14 protein-coding genes are annotated in these 17,361 nt (G+C 69.2%); 8 read left to right on the forward strand and 6 right to left on the reverse strand.

Features of this window, described 5'->3' with window-relative positions:
• Positions 1-25: 25 nt before the first annotated feature.
• The 4 genes from AB0J04_RS31200 to AB0J04_RS31215 form a co-directional block, all read right to left on the reverse strand.
• Positions 26-703, reverse strand: coding sequence for a GntR family transcriptional regulator (locus AB0J04_RS31200; RefSeq protein WP_363171942.1), 678 nt, complete (start codon positions 701-703; stop codon positions 26-28).
• Positions 704-939: 236 nt separating this feature from the next.
• Positions 940-1,887, reverse strand: a complete 948-nt coding sequence (locus tag AB0J04_RS31205; RefSeq protein WP_363171943.1) for a beta-ketoacyl-ACP synthase III — start codon at positions 1,885-1,887, stop codon at positions 940-942.
• 179 nt (positions 1,888-2,066) lie between these two features.
• Positions 2,067-2,204, reverse strand: a complete 138-nt coding sequence (locus AB0J04_RS31210; protein WP_363171944.1) for a hypothetical protein — start codon at positions 2,202-2,204, stop codon at positions 2,067-2,069.
• The gene (locus AB0J04_RS31215) at positions 2,170-3,504 is read right to left on the reverse strand and encodes an OFA family MFS transporter (protein ID WP_363171945.1); all 1,335 of its coding nucleotides are present in this window, start codon (positions 3,502-3,504) and stop codon (positions 2,170-2,172) included. The genes AB0J04_RS31210 and AB0J04_RS31215 overlap by 35 nt, the downstream gene beginning before the upstream one ends.
• Before the next feature lie 365 nt (positions 3,505-3,869).
• Here AB0J04_RS31215 and AB0J04_RS31220 point away from each other — a divergent pair, with 365 nt between their 5' ends.
• From AB0J04_RS31220 to fdhD, 5 genes are read left to right on the forward strand one after another with little or no spacing between them, the layout of a single operon-like run.
• Complete coding sequence (locus AB0J04_RS31220; protein WP_363171946.1) at positions 3,870-4,841, forward strand: 2-dehydropantoate 2-reductase; 972 nt, start codon at positions 3,870-3,872, stop codon at positions 4,839-4,841.
• Positions 4,838-6,763, forward strand: coding sequence for a molybdopterin-dependent oxidoreductase (locus AB0J04_RS31225; RefSeq protein WP_363171947.1), 1,926 nt, complete (start codon positions 4,838-4,840; stop codon positions 6,761-6,763). Before AB0J04_RS31220 ends, AB0J04_RS31225 begins: the two co-directional genes overlap by 4 nt.
• 4 nt (positions 6,764-6,767) lie before the next feature.
• Entirely contained in the window at positions 6,768-8,600 is a 1,833-nt protein-coding gene (locus AB0J04_RS31230) for an NADH-ubiquinone oxidoreductase-F iron-sulfur binding region domain-containing protein (protein WP_363171948.1), read from the forward strand.
• Between the two features lie 28 nt (positions 8,601-8,628).
• A complete protein-coding gene (locus AB0J04_RS31235; RefSeq protein WP_363171949.1) occupies positions 8,629-9,489 on the forward strand; it encodes a 2Fe-2S iron-sulfur cluster-binding protein in 861 nt (286 codons plus the stop codon).
• 7 nt (positions 9,490-9,496) lie between these two features.
• Positions 9,497-10,345, forward strand: coding sequence for a formate dehydrogenase accessory sulfurtransferase FdhD (fdhD, locus tag AB0J04_RS31240; RefSeq protein WP_363171950.1), 849 nt, complete (start codon positions 9,497-9,499; stop codon positions 10,343-10,345).
• 237 nt (positions 10,346-10,582) lie between these two features.
• On the opposite strand, the gene AB0J04_RS31245 is transcribed toward fdhD, so the two are convergent.
• Complete coding sequence (locus tag AB0J04_RS31245; RefSeq protein ID WP_363171954.1) at positions 10,583-11,572, reverse strand: bile acid:sodium symporter family protein; 990 nt, start codon at positions 11,570-11,572, stop codon at positions 10,583-10,585.
• Between the two features lie 170 nt (positions 11,573-11,742).
• Here AB0J04_RS31245 and AB0J04_RS31250 point away from each other — a divergent pair, with 170 nt between their 5' ends.
• On the forward strand, positions 11,743-12,642 hold the full coding sequence (locus AB0J04_RS31250) for a LysR substrate-binding domain-containing protein (RefSeq protein WP_363171951.1): 900 nt from the start codon (positions 11,743-11,745) through the stop codon (positions 12,640-12,642).
• A 132-nt stretch (positions 12,643-12,774) separates the two neighbouring features.
• On the opposite strand, the gene AB0J04_RS31255 is transcribed toward AB0J04_RS31250, so the two are convergent.
• On the reverse strand, positions 12,775-13,824 hold the full coding sequence (locus tag AB0J04_RS31255) for an AsnC family transcriptional regulator (RefSeq protein ID WP_363171952.1): 1,050 nt from the start codon (positions 13,822-13,824) through the stop codon (positions 12,775-12,777).
• Positions 13,825-14,456: 632 nt separating this feature from the next.
• Here AB0J04_RS31255 and AB0J04_RS31260 point away from each other — a divergent pair.
• Together AB0J04_RS31260 and AB0J04_RS31265 are read left to right on the forward strand one after the other, a co-directional pair.
• Complete coding sequence (locus AB0J04_RS31260) at positions 14,457-16,283, forward strand: AMP-dependent synthetase/ligase (protein ID WP_363171955.1); 1,827 nt, start codon at positions 14,457-14,459, stop codon at positions 16,281-16,283.
• A gap of 182 nt (positions 16,284-16,465) precedes the next feature.
• Positions 16,466-17,302 (forward strand): aldo/keto reductase, encoded by an 837-nt coding sequence (locus AB0J04_RS31265; RefSeq protein ID WP_363171953.1) that lies wholly within the window; start codon positions 16,466-16,468, stop codon positions 17,300-17,302.
• Positions 17,303-17,361: the final 59 nt, after the last annotated feature.

Raw genomic sequence — 17,361 nt, forward strand, 5'->3', positions numbered from 1 at the left:
GGGGCGCAATACGCCCCGAAGGCGCTCAGGACTTGGCGCGGGCGTGGTACGAGCGACGGGTGTGCTCGGTGTGCTCACGCATCAGCCGGGTGGCCAGCTGTTCGTCGTGGGCGACGATCGCGGCGATCAGATCGCGGTGCTCGATCCAGGACTGGTGGCCGCGCTGCCGCGCGACCGGCGTGTAGTACCAGCGCACCCGGCGGTCGACCTGCGCCGCCAGCTCCGCGAGGACCGCGTTGCCCGCCAGCTCGATGACCTTGGCATGGAAGCGGGCGTTCATGGCGACCGCGGCGTCCACGTCGTCGCGGGCCACGGCCGTCATTCCCTGCGCCACGATCTCGTCCAGGGCCTCGATGCCGGCCTGGTCCGCGTGCGCGGCGGCGAGCCTCGCGGCCTCGGCCTCCAACAGCGTGCGAACGGTGAGGAGTTGGTCCGCCTCGTCTTCGGTCGGCTCGTGCACGAACGCGCCCTGGGCGGGCCTGAGGTCGACCCACCCCTCGGTGTTCAGTCGCTGCAGCGCCTCTCGCACCGGCTGTCGAGAGACACCGAGGTGCGTGGCCAGCTCACTCTCGACCAGGTGCTGTCCGGGCTGAAGAGCGCGGGTGGTGATCAGTTCGAGCAGTGCCTCGTAGACGCGGTCGCGCAGCGGTCCTGGCCGTTCGAGCTTGGGCACCGCACCCTGCGGCAGTCCTGGCGACAACATCGGTCGGTCCCCCTCCTGAGCAACACACCGGGCAACTGCAGCCGAAAGCCACATATCGCGACGCAACGGCTGTCCGCCAGCCGAACGACTGGAACGACTGTCTACAGCCGAGTATCGATTGTCTTTCGTCTACAGTCTACGGCGCACAATAGACCAGAGCGGGGAGCAGTCGATCGCGTCACACTATGCCGCGATCACCCGCACGACCTGCCCGCCGGCCGCGTCCCGCCCCTCGTTCACGGACAGCGCACGACCTGTCCCGCGTACGACAGGTTGCCTCCGAAGCCGAACAGCAGCACCGGGTCCCCCTTGGAGACGGCGCCCTGCTCGACGAGCTTGGAGAAGGCGAGCGGGATGCTGGCCGCGGAGGTGTTACCCGATTCGGTGACGTCACGCGCGACCACCGCGTTGACAGCGCCGATCTTCTGCGCGAGCGGTTCGATGATGCGCAGGTTCGCCTGGTGCAGGACGACGGCCGCGAGGTCCTCGGGCGTGAGCCCGGCCCGCTCACAGGCCTGCCGGGCGAGAGGCGGCAGCTGCGTGGTGGCCCAGCGATAGACGCTCTGCCCCTCCTGCGCGAACCGCGGCGGCTGCCCCTCGATGCGCACCGCGTGCCCCATCTCGGGCACCGAACCCCACAGCACGGGCGCGATGCCGGGCTCGACGCCGTCGGGGCAGGCCTCGACCACGGCGGCGCCCGCTCCGTCGCCGACGAGCACGCAGGTGGTGCGGTCGCTCCAGTCGGTCACCTCGGACATCTTGTCGGCGCCGATGACCAGGGCGCGGGTCGCGGCGCCCGCGCGGAGGGTGTGGTCGGCGGTGGCCAGCGCGTGCGTGAAACCGGCGCAGACGACGTTGACGTCCATCGCGGCCGGCCCCGGGATGCCGAGGCGGGCCGCGACCCGGGCTGCCATGTTGGGCGAGCGGTCGATGGCCGTCGAGGTCGCCACCAGCACCAGGTCGATGTCGCCCGGCGCGAGGCCGGCCGTCGCGAGAGCCTTGGCGGCGGCGTGCGCGGCCAGCTCGTCCACGGGCTCGTCGGGGCCGGCGATGTGGCGCGTGTGGATGCCCACCCGGCTCCTGATCCACTCGTCACTGGTGTCGACCAGGCCCGCAAGATCCTCGTTGGTGAGCACCTTGGCGGGCTGGTAATGGCCGACGGCGGCGATGCGTGAGCCGTTCATTGGGGGGTCCCCTCGTTGCCGTGGGTAGCGGGATCCACCAGTCTGATCAGTGACTCACGGGTACGAGGGCGCGTGAAGCGACAGGAAACCGGTTCCCGGCTTGTCGGCTTCCCCATAGCCTCGGGCACCCGAGCAATCGCCGAGCACCTACCCGCCGAACACGCGCCGCGCCGATGCCGCTACCCGGTGAACAACTGCGTGGCCTTCCGTACCAGCTCATACAGCCCGTAGGCGAGCGGCGTCCCCACCCACAGCCAGGCGAAGGCGATCAGTGGCCGCCGGTCAGGCTGCGGACTCGGGCTGCTGTCGTTCGACATCGGCGGCCTCCCTCGGTGCGGGAACGTGGTGGCGGGCATCGACGGGCCGGACGAGTTCGTTGGCGACGAATCCGACGGCCAGTAGCCCGATCATGATGAACAGGGACAAGGTGTAGAGCGACGAACCGTGCTTCCCGGCCTCCTCCTGCCGGTCGGCGATCCAGTTCACGATCAGCGGGCCGAGGACGCCGGCGGTGGACCAGGCGGTGAGCAGCCGGCCGTGGATCGCGCCGACCTGGTAGGTCCCGAACAGGTCCTTGAGGTAGGCGGGGATCGTCGCGAAGCCGCCGCCGTAGAAGGAGAGGATGACCAGCGCGCACAGGACGAACATGGGCTTCGACGAGTCGCCGATGAGCGCGATCAGCGCGTACATCAGCGCGCCGGCGCCCAGGTACACGCGGTAGATGTTCTTGCGCCCGATCAGGTCGGAGGTCGACGACCAGCCGATGCGGCCGGCCATGTTAGCCGCGGACAGCAGGGCGACGAAACCGGCGGCCGCGGTCACCGAGACGGGCGTGGAGGTGTCGGCGAAGAAGTCCGTGATCATCGGCGCGGCCTTCTCCAGGATGCCGATGCCTGCGGTCACGTTCATGCAGAGCACGACCCACAGGCACCAGAACTGCGGGGTACGCACCGCGCTGCGCGCCGAGACCTGCACGCCCTCGACCGCGCTCGACGCGCCCGCGACCGGCCGCTCGCCGCGCGGCACCCGCACCAGCAGAACGCCCAGCGTCATGAATACCGCATACGAAAGCCCGTGTACGAGAAACGCGAGCGCGATCCCGGAGCTGTCGGAGCCGAACGACTCCAGCATCTGCGCCGACCAGGGCGAGGCGATGAGCGCGCCGCCGCCGAAGCCCATGATGGCGATGCCGGTGGCCATACCGGGGCGATCCGGGAACCACTTGATCAATGTGGAGACGGGCGAGATGTAACCGATTCCGAGGCCGATTCCACCGACGAAGCCGTAGCCCAGGACGATCAGCCAGTACTGCTCGGTGGCGGCGCCGAGCGCGGAGATCAGAAAGCCGGACGAGAAGCAGACCAGGGCGACGGTCATCGCCCAGCGCGGCCCGTTGCGCTCCACCAGCGTGCCGCCGAAGGCCGCGGAGAGGCCGAGCATCACGATGGCGAGCTGGAACGGGAGCGCGCTCTGCGTACCGCTGAGGTCGAGGGCGGACTCCAGCGGCGGTTTGAACACGGACCACGCGTAGGCCTGGCCGATGGAGAGGTGGACCGAGAGGGCGGCCGGGGGGACGAGCCAGCGGCTCCAGCCTGGCGGCGCGACAGGGGGACTCATAAATCCTGAACAGTAGGAACCTGCGCGGGAGTTAAGAAGGCGGCGCGTCGACAGTATTCGGTGAACGGTATGCGGGATGCGCCGAACGGTTGGACCGACCGGTTTTCCGAAGCCGCATCCGAAACGGCCTCCCGGGCTGCTGTCGGCGGCCTCCCGGAGCGGACGCCGGGCGCGCTCTCGGAGCAAGCGCTTACCTCCCGCCGGGGGGTCACACCCTGGACGCCCCTGGACGCTCCGGCTCCACCGCGACCCGTTCCCGGCGCTGCGCGAACCCTTGCCGCCCCAACCTCCATACTGTAGACAATATTTCGTCGACAGAGTTCGGCAGTTCCTCGGTACCCTCGACCGAACGGAGCTCCCTCGCAATGAAAGTCGCAGTTCTCGGCGCCGGTGCGATCGGCGCCTACGTCGGTGCGGCGCTCCACCGCGCAGACGCCGATGTGCATCTCGTCGCCCGTGGACCGCATCTCGCGGCCATGAGGCGCGACGGGGTGCGGGTGCTCAGTCCGCGCGGCGACTTCACCGCTCGCGCCCACGCCACCGACGACCCGGCGGAGATCGGCCCGGTCGACTTCGTCCTCCTCGGCCTCAAGGCCAACTCGTACGCGGCGTGCGGGCCGCTCATCGAGCCCCTGCTGCACGACTCCACCGCGGTCGTCGCGGCCCAGAACGGCATCCCCTGGTGGTACTTCCACCGGCACGGCGGCCCCCACGACGGCCGCCGCGTCGAAAGCGTGGACCCGGACGGCGCGGTCAGTGCGGTGCTCGCGCCCGAACGGGCCGTCGGCTGTGTGGTCTACGCGGCCACCGAGCTCGAGGCCCCGGGCGTCGTACGGCATTTGGAAGGCACCCGGTTCTCCGTCGGCGAGCCCGACCGGAGTGTCTCGGTGCGCTGTCTGGCGCTCAGCGAGGCCATGCAGGCGGGCGGGTTGAAGTGCCCGGTGGAAACGGACCTGCGCAACGACATCTGGCTCAAGCTGCTGGGCAACATCTCCTTCAACCCGATCAGCGCGCTGGCCCGGGCGACCATGCGGCAGATGTGCCTGCACGGCGGCACCCGCCAGGTCATCGAGACGATGATGCGCGAGACGCTCGACGTCGCCCAGGCCCTCGGCTGCGAGGTGGGCGTCTCCATCGAACGCCGTCTCGCGGGCGCGGAGAAGGTCGGCGACCATCGCACGTCCACGCTCCAGGACCTGGAGCGCGGCAAGCCGCTCGAACTCGACGTACTCCTCGCGGCCGTCGTCGAGTTGGCGGAGATCACCGGCGTCCGGGTGCCCACGTTGCGCACCGTGCACGCCATCTCGGACCTGCTCGCGCTGAGGAGTGCCGCATGAGGAAACGCGACCGGACCCCGAAGACCTACACCCGTCTCACCCGACCGCTGGTCAGGGACTCCCGCAACGAGCCTTTCCGCGAGGCGAGTTGGGAGGAGGCGCTGGAGCGCACCGCACTGGGTCTACAGCGCAACCGCCGCGCGTTCGGCATGTTCTCCTGCGCCCGCGCGACCAACGAGATGAACTACGTAGCCCAGAAGTTCGCCCGGGTCGTCATGGGCACCAACAACGTCGACTCGTGCAACCGCACCTGCCACGCCCCGAGTGTCGCGGGGCTGTCGGCGGCGTTCGGATCCGGCGGCGGGACGTCGTCGTACGAGGAGATCGAGCACACCGACGTCATCGTGATGTGGGGTTCCAACGCCCGGTTCGCCCATCCGATCTTCTTCCAGCATGCGCTGAAGGGGATCAGGAACGGCGCCCGGATGTACGCGGTCGACCCTCGGCGAACGTCCACCGCCGAATGGGCGGAGAGCTGGCTCGGCCTCAACGTGGGCACGGACATCCCGATGGCGCATGCGATCGGCCGCGAGATCATCCGGGCGGGCCTGGTCAACGAGGCGTTCGTCGAGCGGGCGACCAGCGACTTCGAGGAGTACAGGGCGCTGGTCGAGCCCTGGACGCTGTCCCTCGCGCAGAAGGTGACGGGCGTACCGGCCGCCGCCATAAGGGAGTTGGCGCACGCCTACGCCCGCGCCGAGCGGGCCCAGCTCTGCTGGACCCTCGGCATCACCGAGCACCACAACGGCACGGACAACGTGCGCGCGCTCATCAACCTGTCACTGCTGACCGGGCACGTGGGCCGGTACGGCTCCGGTCTGCAGCCCCTGCGCGGACAGAACAACGTCCAGGGCGGCGGCGACATGGGGGCGATCCCCAACCGGCTGCCCGGCTTCCAGGACATCCTCGACCCCGGTGCCCGGCTGAAGTTCGAGTCGGCCTGGGACACCGTCATCGAGCCGCACTACGGACTGAACCTGACGGAGATGTTCGAGGCGATGGAGGAGGGCACGCTGAAGGCCGTGTACTGCATCGGGGAGAACCCGGCGCAGTCGGAGGCGGACAGCGACCAGGCGGTACGCCGCATGCAGGCCCTCGACTTCCTGGTCGTGCAGGACATCTTCCTGACGAAGACAGCCGAGTTGGCGGACGTCGTCCTGCCCGCAACCGCCGGCTGGGCGGAGACCGAGGGGACGACCACCAACAGTGAACGGCGGGTTCAGCGGGTGCGCCGCGCCGTCACCCCGCCCGGTGAGGCGCGCGAGGACATCGACATCCTCTGCGACCTGGCGGCACGCCTCGGTCACGAGTGGAAGTACGCGGACGCCGAGGCGGTCTGGAACGAGCTGAGGTCGGTGTCCCCGGACCACTACGGGATGACGTACGACCGACTGACGGAGCATCAGGGCATCCAGTGGCCGTGTCCGAGCACCGAGCGGCTCGAACCCACCTATTTGCATGGCCGGTTGTGGGAGAAGGAGCCGGAGCGGCGAGGCAGGCGGGCCCCGTTCGGGATCGTCCGGCACGACCCCCCGGTCGACCTCACGGACGAGGAGTACCCGATCCGGCTGACGACCGGCCGACGGCTCGACTCCTACAACACCGGTGTGCAGAGCGGGAGTTTCGCCTCCCCGCTGCGGCGCGGCGAGTACGTCGAGCTGTGCCCGGAGGACGCGGAGCGCTACGGAATCGTCGTCGGCGAAGAGGTCCGGGTGACCTCACGGCGTGGATCCGTGGTGGCGCCCGTCTGGGTCGACACCGCCCTACGGCCCGGGCTCGCCTTCATGACCATGCACTTTCCCGACGAGGTGGACACCAACCAGCTGACGATCGAGGCCAATTGCCCGATCGCGGGGACGGCGGAGTTCAAGGCGTCGGCGATCCGGATCGAGAAGCTCCCGGCCCCGACCCATGTGAGGTGATGTCGTGGACCTGCACTTCGGCGACAGCAAGCCGACGGACGAGGAACGGGCTGCAGTGGACGCCCTGTTGGGCCCGCCGGAGTCCTCGTGGGAGGGTGCCGCCCGCGACGAGATGCGGGCCGCCGATCTCAGGTGGGCACGGGGCGGACGCGAGGCCCGGGACCGCCGCGAACTGCTGCTGCCGGGGCTGCACGCCGTCAACGACCGGGTCGGCTGGATCAGCGAGGGCGCCCTCGGCTATCTGTGCCGCCGCCTGACCGTGCCCCCGGCGGAGGCCTATGGCGTTGCCACCTTCTATGCGATGTTCTCGGTCAGGCCGCGGCCGTCGACGGTGCTCCATGTGTGCACGGACCTCGCCTGCACGGCCGCGGGCGCTACAGAGTTGTGCGCCGGGATCGAGGGACGGCTGAGCCCGGGCGACGGTGTCCACGTCGAGCGCAGCCCGTGCCTCGGCCTGTGCGAGCGCGCCCCGGCCGCGCTCGTGATCAAGGCGGGGGATCCGGTGCGGACGGCGGTGTCGGCGCCGGCGAGCGTCGGGACGGCCGTACTGGCCGCGAGCGCGCCCGACTCGGCGGCCGAGGAGCCGCCCGCGGCGATGGCCGTGCCGCAGGCCGGGAACCCGTCGCTGACCCTGCTGGGCCGGGTCGGTGCGGTGGATCCGTCGTCGCTCGACGACTACCGGGCGCACGGCGGCTACACGGCTCTGCGCCGGGCTTTCGCGCTGGGTCCGGCCGCGGTGATCCGCGAGGTCACCGACTCCGGGCTGCTGGGGCGGGGCGGGGCGGCCTTCCCCACCGGCCGCAAGTGGCAGGCCACGGCGTCCCAGCCCGACCACCCGCACTATCTGGTGTGCAACGCGGACGAATCCGAGCCCGGCACCTTCAAGGACCGCGTGCTCATGGAGGGAGACCCGTACGCCCTGGTGGAGGCGATGACGGTCGCGGCGTATGCGATCGGCGCGCACAAGGGCTATCTGTATCTCCGCGGCGAGTATCCGCGCGCGATACACCGTATGCAATATGCGGTCGACCGTGTACGCGAGCGCGGGCTGCTCGGCGACGACATCCTCGGCCAGGGCTACGCCTTCGACATCGAGATCCGTCGGGGCGCGGGCGCGTACATCTGCGGCGAGGAGACGGCCCTGTTCAACTCCATCGAGGGTTACCGGGGCGAACCGCGTTCGAAGCCGCCCTTCCCCGTGGAGAAGGGCCTGTTCGGCAAGCCGACGGTCGAGAACAACGTGGAGACGCTGGTCAACGTTCTGCCGATCCTCACCATGGGCGCTGCGGCCTACGCGGCGATCGGCACGGCCCGGTCCACCGGCCCCAAGCTGTTCTGCGTGTCGGGCAGCGTGGACCGTCCAGGCGTCTACGAACTGCCCTTCGGCGCGACGCTGGGCGAACTGCTCGCGCTCGCCGGGGTCCGCGAGGGCCTGTGCGCCGTGCTGCTCGGCGGCGCGGCAGGCGGCTTCGTACGGCCGGACGAACTCGACATCCCGCTGACCTTCGAAGGCACCCGTGAGGCGGGCACCACGCTCGGGTCCGGGGTCGTGATGGCCTTCGACGACACGGTCCCGCTGCCCCGACTGCTGTTGCGGATCGCCGAGTTCTTCCGGGACGAGTCGTGCGGGCAGTGCGTGCCCTGCCGGGTCGGGACCGTGCGGCAGGAGGAGGCGTTGCACCGGATCGCGGAACGGACCGGTGCCGACGCCGCCGGCGACATCGCCCTGCTGCGCGAGGTGGGCCGCGCGATGCGGGACGCCTCGATCTGCGGCCTCGGGCAGACCGCGTGGAACGCCGTGGAATCAGCCATCGACCGTCTGGGGGCGTACGAATGAACGCGACCGGACGCAGAGGAGCCGCCGTATGACCGTCGTACCGCTGGGAGTGCCGCGTCGGCTGGTGGAGTTCACGATCGACGGGCTGGAGGCCAGGGTCCCCGAGGGGGCGACGATCCTCGATGCCTGCCGGGCGGCCGGAAAGGACGTCCCCACCCTGTGCCAGGGCGACACGCTCACCCCGAAGAACGCCTGCCGGGTCTGTGTGGTGGAGGTCGAGGGCTCCCGGACCCTGGTGCCGGCGTGCTCCCGCAGGGCGGAGCCCGGCATGGAGGTCCGTACCGACACCGAGCGTGCCCGGCACAGCCGCAAGATCGTCCTGGAACTGCTCGCATCCTCGGTCGACCTGTCCGCGACACCGATGGTCGCGGAATGGCTCAAGGAGTACGAGGCGAAACCGGACCGCTTCGGGCCGGACGCGGCCCGGCTGAACGAGGAACCGAAGATCGACAACGATCTCTATGTACGCGATTACGACAAGTGCATCCTCTGTTACAAGTGCGTCGACGCGTGCGGCGACCAGTGGCAGAACACATTCGCGATCTCCGTCGCAGGGCGCGGCTTCGACGCCCGGATCGCCGTCGAGCACGACGCTCCGCTGACCGACTCGGCGTGCGTGTACTGCGGAAACTGCATCGAGGTGTGCCCGACAGGGGCGCTGTCGTTCAAGTCCGAGTTCGACCGACGGGCCGCCGGAAACTGGGACGAGTCCGCCCAGACGCAGACCACGACCGTGTGTGCATACTGCGGGGTGGGCTGCAACCTCACGCTCCATGTGCAGGACAATGAAATCGTGAAGGTCACCTCACCGCACGACAACCCGGTGACCCACGGAAATCTCTGCATCAAGGGCCGCTTCGGCTACCAGCACGTACAGAACCGGGGCTGATCACGACATGGGACGAGTCACCGAACGACGCAAGGTGATCCGCATCAGGGACGGGGTGGTCTCCGCCCGACCGGACACCCTCGTCGCCGAGGAACCACTGGAGATACGGCTCAACGGCAAGCCGCTCGCCATCACCATGCGCACACCCGGTGACGACTTCGCGCTGGCCGCCGGCTTCCTGGTCAGTGAAGGTGTACTGGCCAACGCATCCGATCTACTGAATATCGTCTACTGTGCGGGCGCGACCGTCGACGGATCCAACACCTACAACGTGGTGGATGTACGGACGGCATCCGATGTGAAGATTCCCGACATCACCCTCGAGCGGAACGTCTACACGACCTCGTCCTGCGGCCTGTGCGGCAAGGCGAGCCTGGACGCGGTCCGTACGACGACCCGCTGGCCCATCTCCGACACTCCCCCGCTCCGGATCGAGCCCGAGTTCCTCGCGAGCCTCCCCGACCGGCTGCGCGCGGCCCAGCGGGTGTTCGACCGGACCGGAGGGCTCCACGCGGCGGCCCTTTTCTCCGAGGACGGCGAACTGCTGGACGTGCGGGAGGACGTGGGCCGGCACAACGCGGTCGACAAACTGGTCGGCCGGGCTCTGCAGAACGGGGACCTGCCCCTGTCCCGGACAATCCTGCTGGTCTCCGGTCGGGCCTCGTTCGAGCTGGCGCAGAAGGCCGTGATGGCGGGGATCCCGGTCCTCGCGGCGGTCTCGGCGCCCTCCTCGCTGGCGGTGGACCTGGCTGTGGAGACCGGGCTGACACTGGTGGGCTTCCTGCGCGGCAGTTCCATGAACGTGTATGCGGGCGAGGACCGCATCGCCCTGCGGACCGCGGCCGCCCAGGGCTGATCCGGCTCCCCGCTGCACGGCGGCGGGGCCCCGACCGGCGGGGAGCGCCCCCTGCGCCGAGGGGCCCCGCCTCAGCCCTTGACGACCTCGACGAACGCCTTGAGGCGTCGACGCGTCGACAGCCAGAATACGGTCGACCCCATATTGCATACCGTTGACTCGCGGCCGACTGCCGACCGTCGACTTTAGACCGCAGACCGCAGACCGCAGACCGCAGACCGCAGACCGCAGACGGTCTCACGCTGCGGCCGGCGCCCGCTCGTCGACGTGGTCCCGAGACGACTCCCGTGGATCCCGCGCACGGCGTTTGGCGATGATCGCGCAGACCATGAGCTGCATCTGATGGAAGAGCATCAGCGGCAGTACCGCAAGGGAGGCGTGTGCGCCGAACAGGACGCTCGCCATGGGGAGTCCGGAGGCGAGGGACTTCTTGGAGCCCGCGAACTGGATGGCGATGCGGTCCTCACGGTTGAAGCGCAGCGCCTTGCTGCCGTACCAGGTCACAGCAAGCATCACTGCGAGCAGAACGGCCTCGACGACGAGCAGCCCACCCAGCCGTACGGCGCTGACCTGGTGCCAGATGCCCTGGACCATGCCCTCGCTGAACGCGGTGTAGACGACGAGAAGGATCGAGCCGCGGTCGACCAGTCCGAGCACCTTCTTGTGTCGGGTGACGAATCCACCGATCCAGCGGCGCAGCAACTGTCCCGCGAGGAACGGTACGAGCAGTTGCAGCACGATCTCGACGAGTGAGTCCGCGGAGAAGCCGCCGCCGCTGCTGCCGAGCAAGGCGGCGGCCAGCAACGGCGTGACGACGATGCCGGCCAGGGAGGAGAAGGAACCCGCGCAGATCGCGGCGGGCACGTTGCCGCGGGCGATGGAGGTGAAGGCGATCGACGACTGGACGGTCGACGGGACGAGCGTGAGGAAGAGCAGCCCCTGGTAGAGCGGGTGGGTGAGGAACACCGGAACGAAGCCGCGCGCCGCCAGGCCCAGCAGCGGAAAGATCACGAACGTGCAGGCCAGGACGGTCACATGGAGGCGCCAGTGTTTCAGGCCGTCCAGTGCCTCCCGGGTGGACAGTCGAGCGCCGTACAGGAAGAAGAGGAAAGCGATCGCGGCGGTGGACGCGCCGGAGGCCACATCGGCGGCGGCACCGCGCGCCGGGAGCAGAGCCGCCAGCCCGACGGTCCCGAGCAACAGCAGGATGTAGGGGTCGACCGGCATCCAACTGGGCCAGTGCAGGCGTTTCACGGTGCTCCACGTGCTGTTCGATGGGCGTGCGTCGGGCCCGGAGGGGCCCTCTCCATCGTCCTCCTCCGGACCGTGATCGGGAATCCGGCATACCGCTCTCACTGTCATCACGAAACGCGATGACAACCGTTTACAGTGGTGGCGTGTACGAGCCCTCCCACCTGCGGACCTTCCTCGCCGTGGCCCAGACGCTGAGTTTCACGCAGGCCGCGCGGCGGCTCGGGCTGCGTCAGTCGACCGTCAGCCAACACGTGCGCCGTCTGGAGGACGCGACCGGGCGGGCGCTGTTCACCCGCGACACGCACTCCGTGGAACTGACGGAGGACGGCGAGGCGATGCTCGGGTTCGCCCGCCGGATTCTGGACGTCCATGAGCAGGCCACGGCGTTCTTCACGGGCACCCGGCTGCGCGGGCGGCTGCGCTTCGGCGCTTCGGAGGACTTCGTGCTGACCCGGCTACCGGAGATCCTGGAGGGTTTCCGCTACGACCATCCCGAGGTCGATCTTGAACTGACGGTGGAGCTGTCGGGCACCCTGCACGAGCAGCTCGCCGCGGGAAAGCTGGACCTGGTGCTGGCCAAGCGGCGCCCCGAGGATCCGCGCGGCGAGCTGGTGTGGCACGACAAACTGGTGTGGATCGGCGCGGAGCGGCTGCGCCTGGACGCCGACCGCCCGGTCCCGCTGATCGTGTTCCCGCCGCCTGGCATCACCCGCGCCCTGGCCCTGGAGGCGCTGGAGCGGCAGGGGCGAGCCTGGCGGATCGTCTGCACGAGCGGCAGCCTCAACGGACTCATCGCGGCGGCCCGAGCGGGCCTGGGCGTGATGGCGCACTCACGGGGCCTGATCCCGCCGGGCCTGGTGCGGATCCCTGAACGGGCAGGAATGCCTGAACTGGGTCGGGTCGACTTCGTGCTCGTGCACGGACGCAGGGCTTCGTCGGCCCAGGGCGCCGCCGACGCGCTGGCGGCGGCGATCCTGGCGGGCGGCGACCGACTGCACCGCCGGACAGCGGCGGGGCCCACCCGGCGAACCGGCCCTCAGTGAGGCGACTGCGACTGAACACCCCGGACCTCATACCGCCTCCTGCATACCCCACACCGCACACCGCATACCTCACACCCCATATCGCATATCGCATACAGAATCTTCCATCCCGACTACGCCCCCACCGCCCGCTCACCGCACACCACGCTGATACGTCAGTTGCTTCACCCTCCGCAGGAACGGTGTGGCCTCCACATGCTGGACGCCCTCCAGCCTGCCCAAGGGTCCGCTGAGGTAGCCGTACAGGCCGGCTGTCCCGCGGACCACCGCCGTAGCCACGATGTGGGAGGGGCCCGCCGTGGCCGAGGCGAAGGCGATCTCGTCGTGGGTGGCGAGCGCCTCGCCGACCGCATGCAGAGCGGAGGGCGCCGTGGTGATCCACAGGACGGCGGTGAGGGGAAAGCCCAGGAACTCGGAGCGGAGCTCGACGTCGATATGGACGGCGCCCGAGGCGAGCAGGGCGGCGAGACGGCGTTTTACGGCGGACTCGGAGCGGCCGGTGGCCTTCTGGAGTTCGGGGTATGTGGCGCGGCCGTCGCGTTCGAGTACAGCCAGCAGGGGCTCGTCCTCGGGGTCGATACGGGCCGGTCCCAGCGCCGCTCCCACCATTCCCGCATCCGCATCCGCAACCGCAACCGCCGCCGCATCCGCAACTGCCGCCGCTCCCGGGTCGTGGCGAGAGGTCAGGGCGGCGACCTGTTCGGCGTCGAGCGCCCGGAACTTGCGCATCCAGCCGGTGGGGCCGCCGTAGAAGCGGTGGAGGAGTTGCTGGGCGCGGATCTCCACCACGCTCGGGGTGCGCGGAAGCTTGCCGAGCAGCAGGTCGTCGTGGTCGCCTGGGTGACGGGGCCGGGTCATGCAGACGATCTCGGTGCCGCCGGAGCCGAGGCCGATCCAGTAGGTGTCGGGGCGTTTGGCGAGCGCGTCGGCGATGACCGTGGCGCTGTCGGGCACGCAGCGCAGGCGCAGCATCCACTGGTCCTGGCCGAGACGTTCGGCGTCCCGGACGGCGACGACCCGGAGCCCGGCCTCGGCGCAGAGTCGGCGGTAGCGGCGGGCGATCGTCTGGTCGGAGACCCCGAGGACCGTGCCGATCCTGCTGAAGGAGGCCCGGCCGTCCACGTCCAGCGCCGAGAGCAACTCTAGGTCCAGCTTGTCCAGGGTGTGGGATTCCATCTCCATCGAACTGCCCTCCGTCGGATTTCGTCGACCTGTCATCAGTTTCCACGGTGATCGACCGATTCCACCCCAGGGTGGAGATGGGTGATCGACGGGTGGAGATGGGCGATCGACGGGTACGCGCTCACGTCGGCCGCGCTGTCCCTGGGCGCGGGAGCCACCGTCGGCATCCTGGGACCGCGCCGGGCGCACGTGGCGGGGGTGGTGCTGTTCGCGGCCGCGCCGCTCGTTTCCAGCCCTGGTCCTGCCGCGGTCGCGCGCGACCGCGGCAGGAGTAACGGAAGTAACGGAACGGGTGACGGGACAAGTAACGGAATCGACCGCTCCGGCGCTGTCCGAGGAGAGGGCGACCCCTCGCCCGTGACGTCGGGGTACGGGGTCGGGCGGTGCAGGTCGTGACGGGCCTCGGAAGGGGTCGGGCAGCGTAAGCGGTACGGGCAGATTCGGTGGAGATTACGGTACCGAAACTTACTCAGCCGTCAGTTTTCTGTCCGACCCTTCCCCATGTGAGCCCATTTTCCAGCACTGACCAGCGCAGACACGAGCATCGCTCGTTTTCTGCCCCCCTCCCACCCTGTCGTCCCGTGGGGTAGCTTTCACGGCGCTGTGCGGCCATGAGAAGCGGGGTGCTGGGTTTGCGCGAGTTCACCAACCCTCCGTTGGCGTTGGCACCGCCCGTCGGCGGTCTGGCCGACGTCGTCTTCCGGCACGCCCGGGAGGAGCCGCACTACATCGCCCTCGGCCGCAAGGACGACCAGGGCGAATGGCGGGACGTCACCTCCGCCGAGTTCCGCGACGAGGTCCTGGCCCTCGCCAAGGGCCTCCTCGCCCAGGGCATCCGCTTCGGCGACCGCGTCGCGATCATGTCCCGCACCCGCTACGAGTGGACGCTGTTCGACTACGCCCTGTGGACGGTCGGCGCCCAGGTGGTACCGGTCTACCCGACCTCCTCCGCCGAGCAGTGTTTCTGGATGCTGTACGACGCCGAGTGCACGGCCGCGGTCGTCGAGCACGAGGACCACGCGATGACGATCGCCACCGTCATCGACCGGCTCCCCCAGCTGCGTCAGCTGTGGCAACTGGACTCGGGGTGCGTGCAGGAGCTGTACGACGCCGGCACCTCCATCGAGGACGACGTCGTCCACCGGCATCGGGAGGCGGTTACCCCCGACTCGACCGCGACGATCATCTACACCTCCGGTACGACGGGCCGACCCAAGGGCTGCGTCGTCTCGCACGGAAACTTCATGTTCGAGGCGGACACCGTGATCGAACGCTGGGAGCCGGTGTTCCACTCGAAGAAGGGCGACGAGGCGGCGACGCTGCTGTTTCTGCCGCTCGCGCATGTCTTCGGCCGGATGGTGCAGATCGCCGCGATCCGCGGCAGGGTCCGCTTCGGCCACCAGCCGCAGCTGCACGCGGCCGCCCTGCTGCCCGACCTGGCCGCCTTCAGACCGACGTTCTTCCTGGCCGTGCCGTACATCTTCGAGAAGGTCTTCAACGCGGCCCGTCGCAAGGCGGAGCGGGAGGGCAAGGCAGGCCCCTTCGAGAAGGCCGTCGACGTGGCCGTGAACTACGCGGAGGCGGTCGAGGCGAAGGCGTGGGGCATCGGGCCCGGCCCTTCGGCGGGCCTGCGCATGCAGCACCAGCTCTTCGACAAGCTCGTCTACTCCAAGGTCCGCGCGGCGATGGGCGGGCGCGTCCGGCACGCGATGTCCGGGGGCTCGGCCATGGACCGCAAGCTCGGCCTGTTCTTCGCCGGCGCGGGCGTGCAGATCTACGAGGGCTACGGTCTGACCGAGTCGACGGCTGCCGCGACCGCCAACCCGCCCGGGCGCACCCGCTACGGCACGGTCGGCCAGGCCATCCCCGGTATGACCGTGCACATCGCGGACGACGGCGAGATCTGGCTGCGCGGCGAGAACATTTTCCAGGGTTACCTCAACAACCCCAAAGCCACCGACGAGACCCTGCACGAGGGCTGGCTCGCCACCGGCGACCTCGGCTCGCTCGATGAAGACGGTTACCTCACCATTACCGGCCGCAAGAAGGAGATCCTGGTCACCTCCGGCGGCAAGAGCGTCTCACCAGGACTGCTGGAGGAACGGGTCCGCGATCATCCGCTGGTCAACCAGTGCATCCTCGTCGGCAACGACCGGCCCTTCGTGGCCGCCCTGATCACCCTCGACCAGGAGGCCGTCGAGCACTGGCTGCAGATGCGCGACAAACCGCAGCTCACGCCCGTCGAGCTGGTGCGTGACCCGGACCTGGAGGCGGAGGTGCGGCGGGCGGTCGTGGCGGCGAACACCCTGGTCTCACAGGCCGAGTCGATCCGCACCTTCCGGATCCTCGCCCAGCCCTTCACCGAGGAGCACGGGCTGCTGACCCCGTCGCTGAAGCTGAAGCGCAAGGCGATCGAAAACGCTTACGCGAACGAGGTCGACGCGCTGTACCGCACGTAGGGTTTCCCACGAACGGTAAATTCGTTTCATAAGTTTCATGCGTTTCATGTGACTCTGAGAGGCGTGAAACATGTTTCCGATGGGCTCCGACGGACGAAATCAGGGGTCAGGAATGCAGCACCCGCCGTGATCGTTCACGATGGGAGCATCACTTTGACGGACAACCGAAGGATCAAGAGCTCGTGAGCAGCAAGGTCCCCCCGATCATCCTCAACAACGGCGTGGAGATGCCCCAGCTGGGCTTCGGTGTCTGGCAGGTGCCGGACGACGAGGCGGAGCAGGCGGTCGCCACCGCGCTGGAGGCCGGGTACCGCAGCATCGACACAGCGGCGATCTACGGCAATGAGGAGGGCACCGGCAAGGCCATCACCGGCTCCGGCGTGCCCCGCAAGGACATCTTCGTCACCACCAAGCTCTGGAACGGCGACCAGGGGTACGACGCGACGCTCCGCGCGTTCGACACCTCCCTGGAGAAGCTCGGTCTGGACTACCTGGATCTGTATCTCATCCACTGGCCGCTCCCGGCCCGCGACAAGTACGTCGACTCGTACAAGGCGTTCGAGAAGCTTCTCGCGGACGGCCGTGTCCGGGCGATCGGCGTGTCCAACTTCCTGCCGGACCACCTCGAGCGGCTGATCGGCGAGACGTCGGTCATCCCGGCGGTCAACCAGATCGAGCTGCACCCGCACCTCCAGCAGCACGTCTCCCGCGAGTTCCACGCGGAGCAGGGCATCGCCACCGAGGCCTGGTCCCCGCTCGGCCAGGGCAAGGGGCTCCTCGAGGTCCCGGCGATCGTGGCCATCGCCCAGAAGCACAACCGCACACCGGCCCAGGTCGTGCTGCGCTGGCACCTCCAGCTCGGCAACGTCGTGATCCCGAAGTCCGTGACGCCGTCGCGGATCAAGGAGAACATCGAGGTGTTCGACTTCAGCCTGGACACCGAGGACCTGGCGGCGATCAGCGCGCTGAACGAGGACCGTCGCATCGGTCCCGACCCGGCGACGTTCGACGTCGGCTGAGCCCAGGACCGGGGTGAACGGCCCTGTGACGCGTGGAGGGCACCCCCGGTCGGGGGTGC

Origin of the sequence: Streptomyces sp. NPDC050263, from assembly GCF_040655955.1 — a bacterium.
Taxonomy (GTDB): domain Bacteria; phylum Actinomycetota; class Actinomycetes; order Streptomycetales; family Streptomycetaceae; genus Streptomyces.

Excerpts from the sequence above, each read along its gene's own strand:
- AB0J04_RS31200 (WP_363171942.1), bottom strand. The coding sequence starts at position 703 with ATGTTGTCGCCAGGACTGCCGCAGGGTGCGGTGCCCAAGCTCGAACGG.
- AB0J04_RS31215 (WP_363171945.1), bottom strand. The coding sequence starts at position 3,504 with ATGAGTCCCCCTGTCGCGCCGCCAGGCTGGAGCCGCTGGCTCGTCCCC.
- fdhD (WP_363171950.1), top strand. The coding sequence starts at position 9,497 with ATGGGACGAGTCACCGAACGACGCAAGGTGATCCGCATCAGGGACGGG.
- AB0J04_RS31210 (WP_363171944.1), bottom strand. The coding sequence starts at position 2,204 with ATGTCGAACGACAGCAGCCCGAGTCCGCAGCCTGACCGGCGGCCACTG.
- AB0J04_RS31245 (WP_363171954.1), bottom strand. The coding sequence starts at position 11,572 with ATGCCGGTCGACCCCTACATCCTGCTGTTGCTCGGGACCGTCGGGCTG.
- AB0J04_RS31225 (WP_363171947.1), top strand. The coding sequence starts at position 4,838 with ATGAGGAAACGCGACCGGACCCCGAAGACCTACACCCGTCTCACCCGA.
- AB0J04_RS31255 (WP_363171952.1), bottom strand. The coding sequence starts at position 13,824 with ATGGAGATGGAATCCCACACCCTGGACAAGCTGGACCTAGAGTTGCTC.
- AB0J04_RS31235 (WP_363171949.1), top strand. The coding sequence starts at position 8,629 with ATGACCGTCGTACCGCTGGGAGTGCCGCGTCGGCTGGTGGAGTTCACG.
- AB0J04_RS31205 (WP_363171943.1), bottom strand. The coding sequence starts at position 1,887 with ATGAACGGCTCACGCATCGCCGCCGTCGGCCATTACCAGCCCGCCAAG.
- AB0J04_RS31220 (WP_363171946.1), top strand. The coding sequence starts at position 3,870 with ATGAAAGTCGCAGTTCTCGGCGCCGGTGCGATCGGCGCCTACGTCGGT.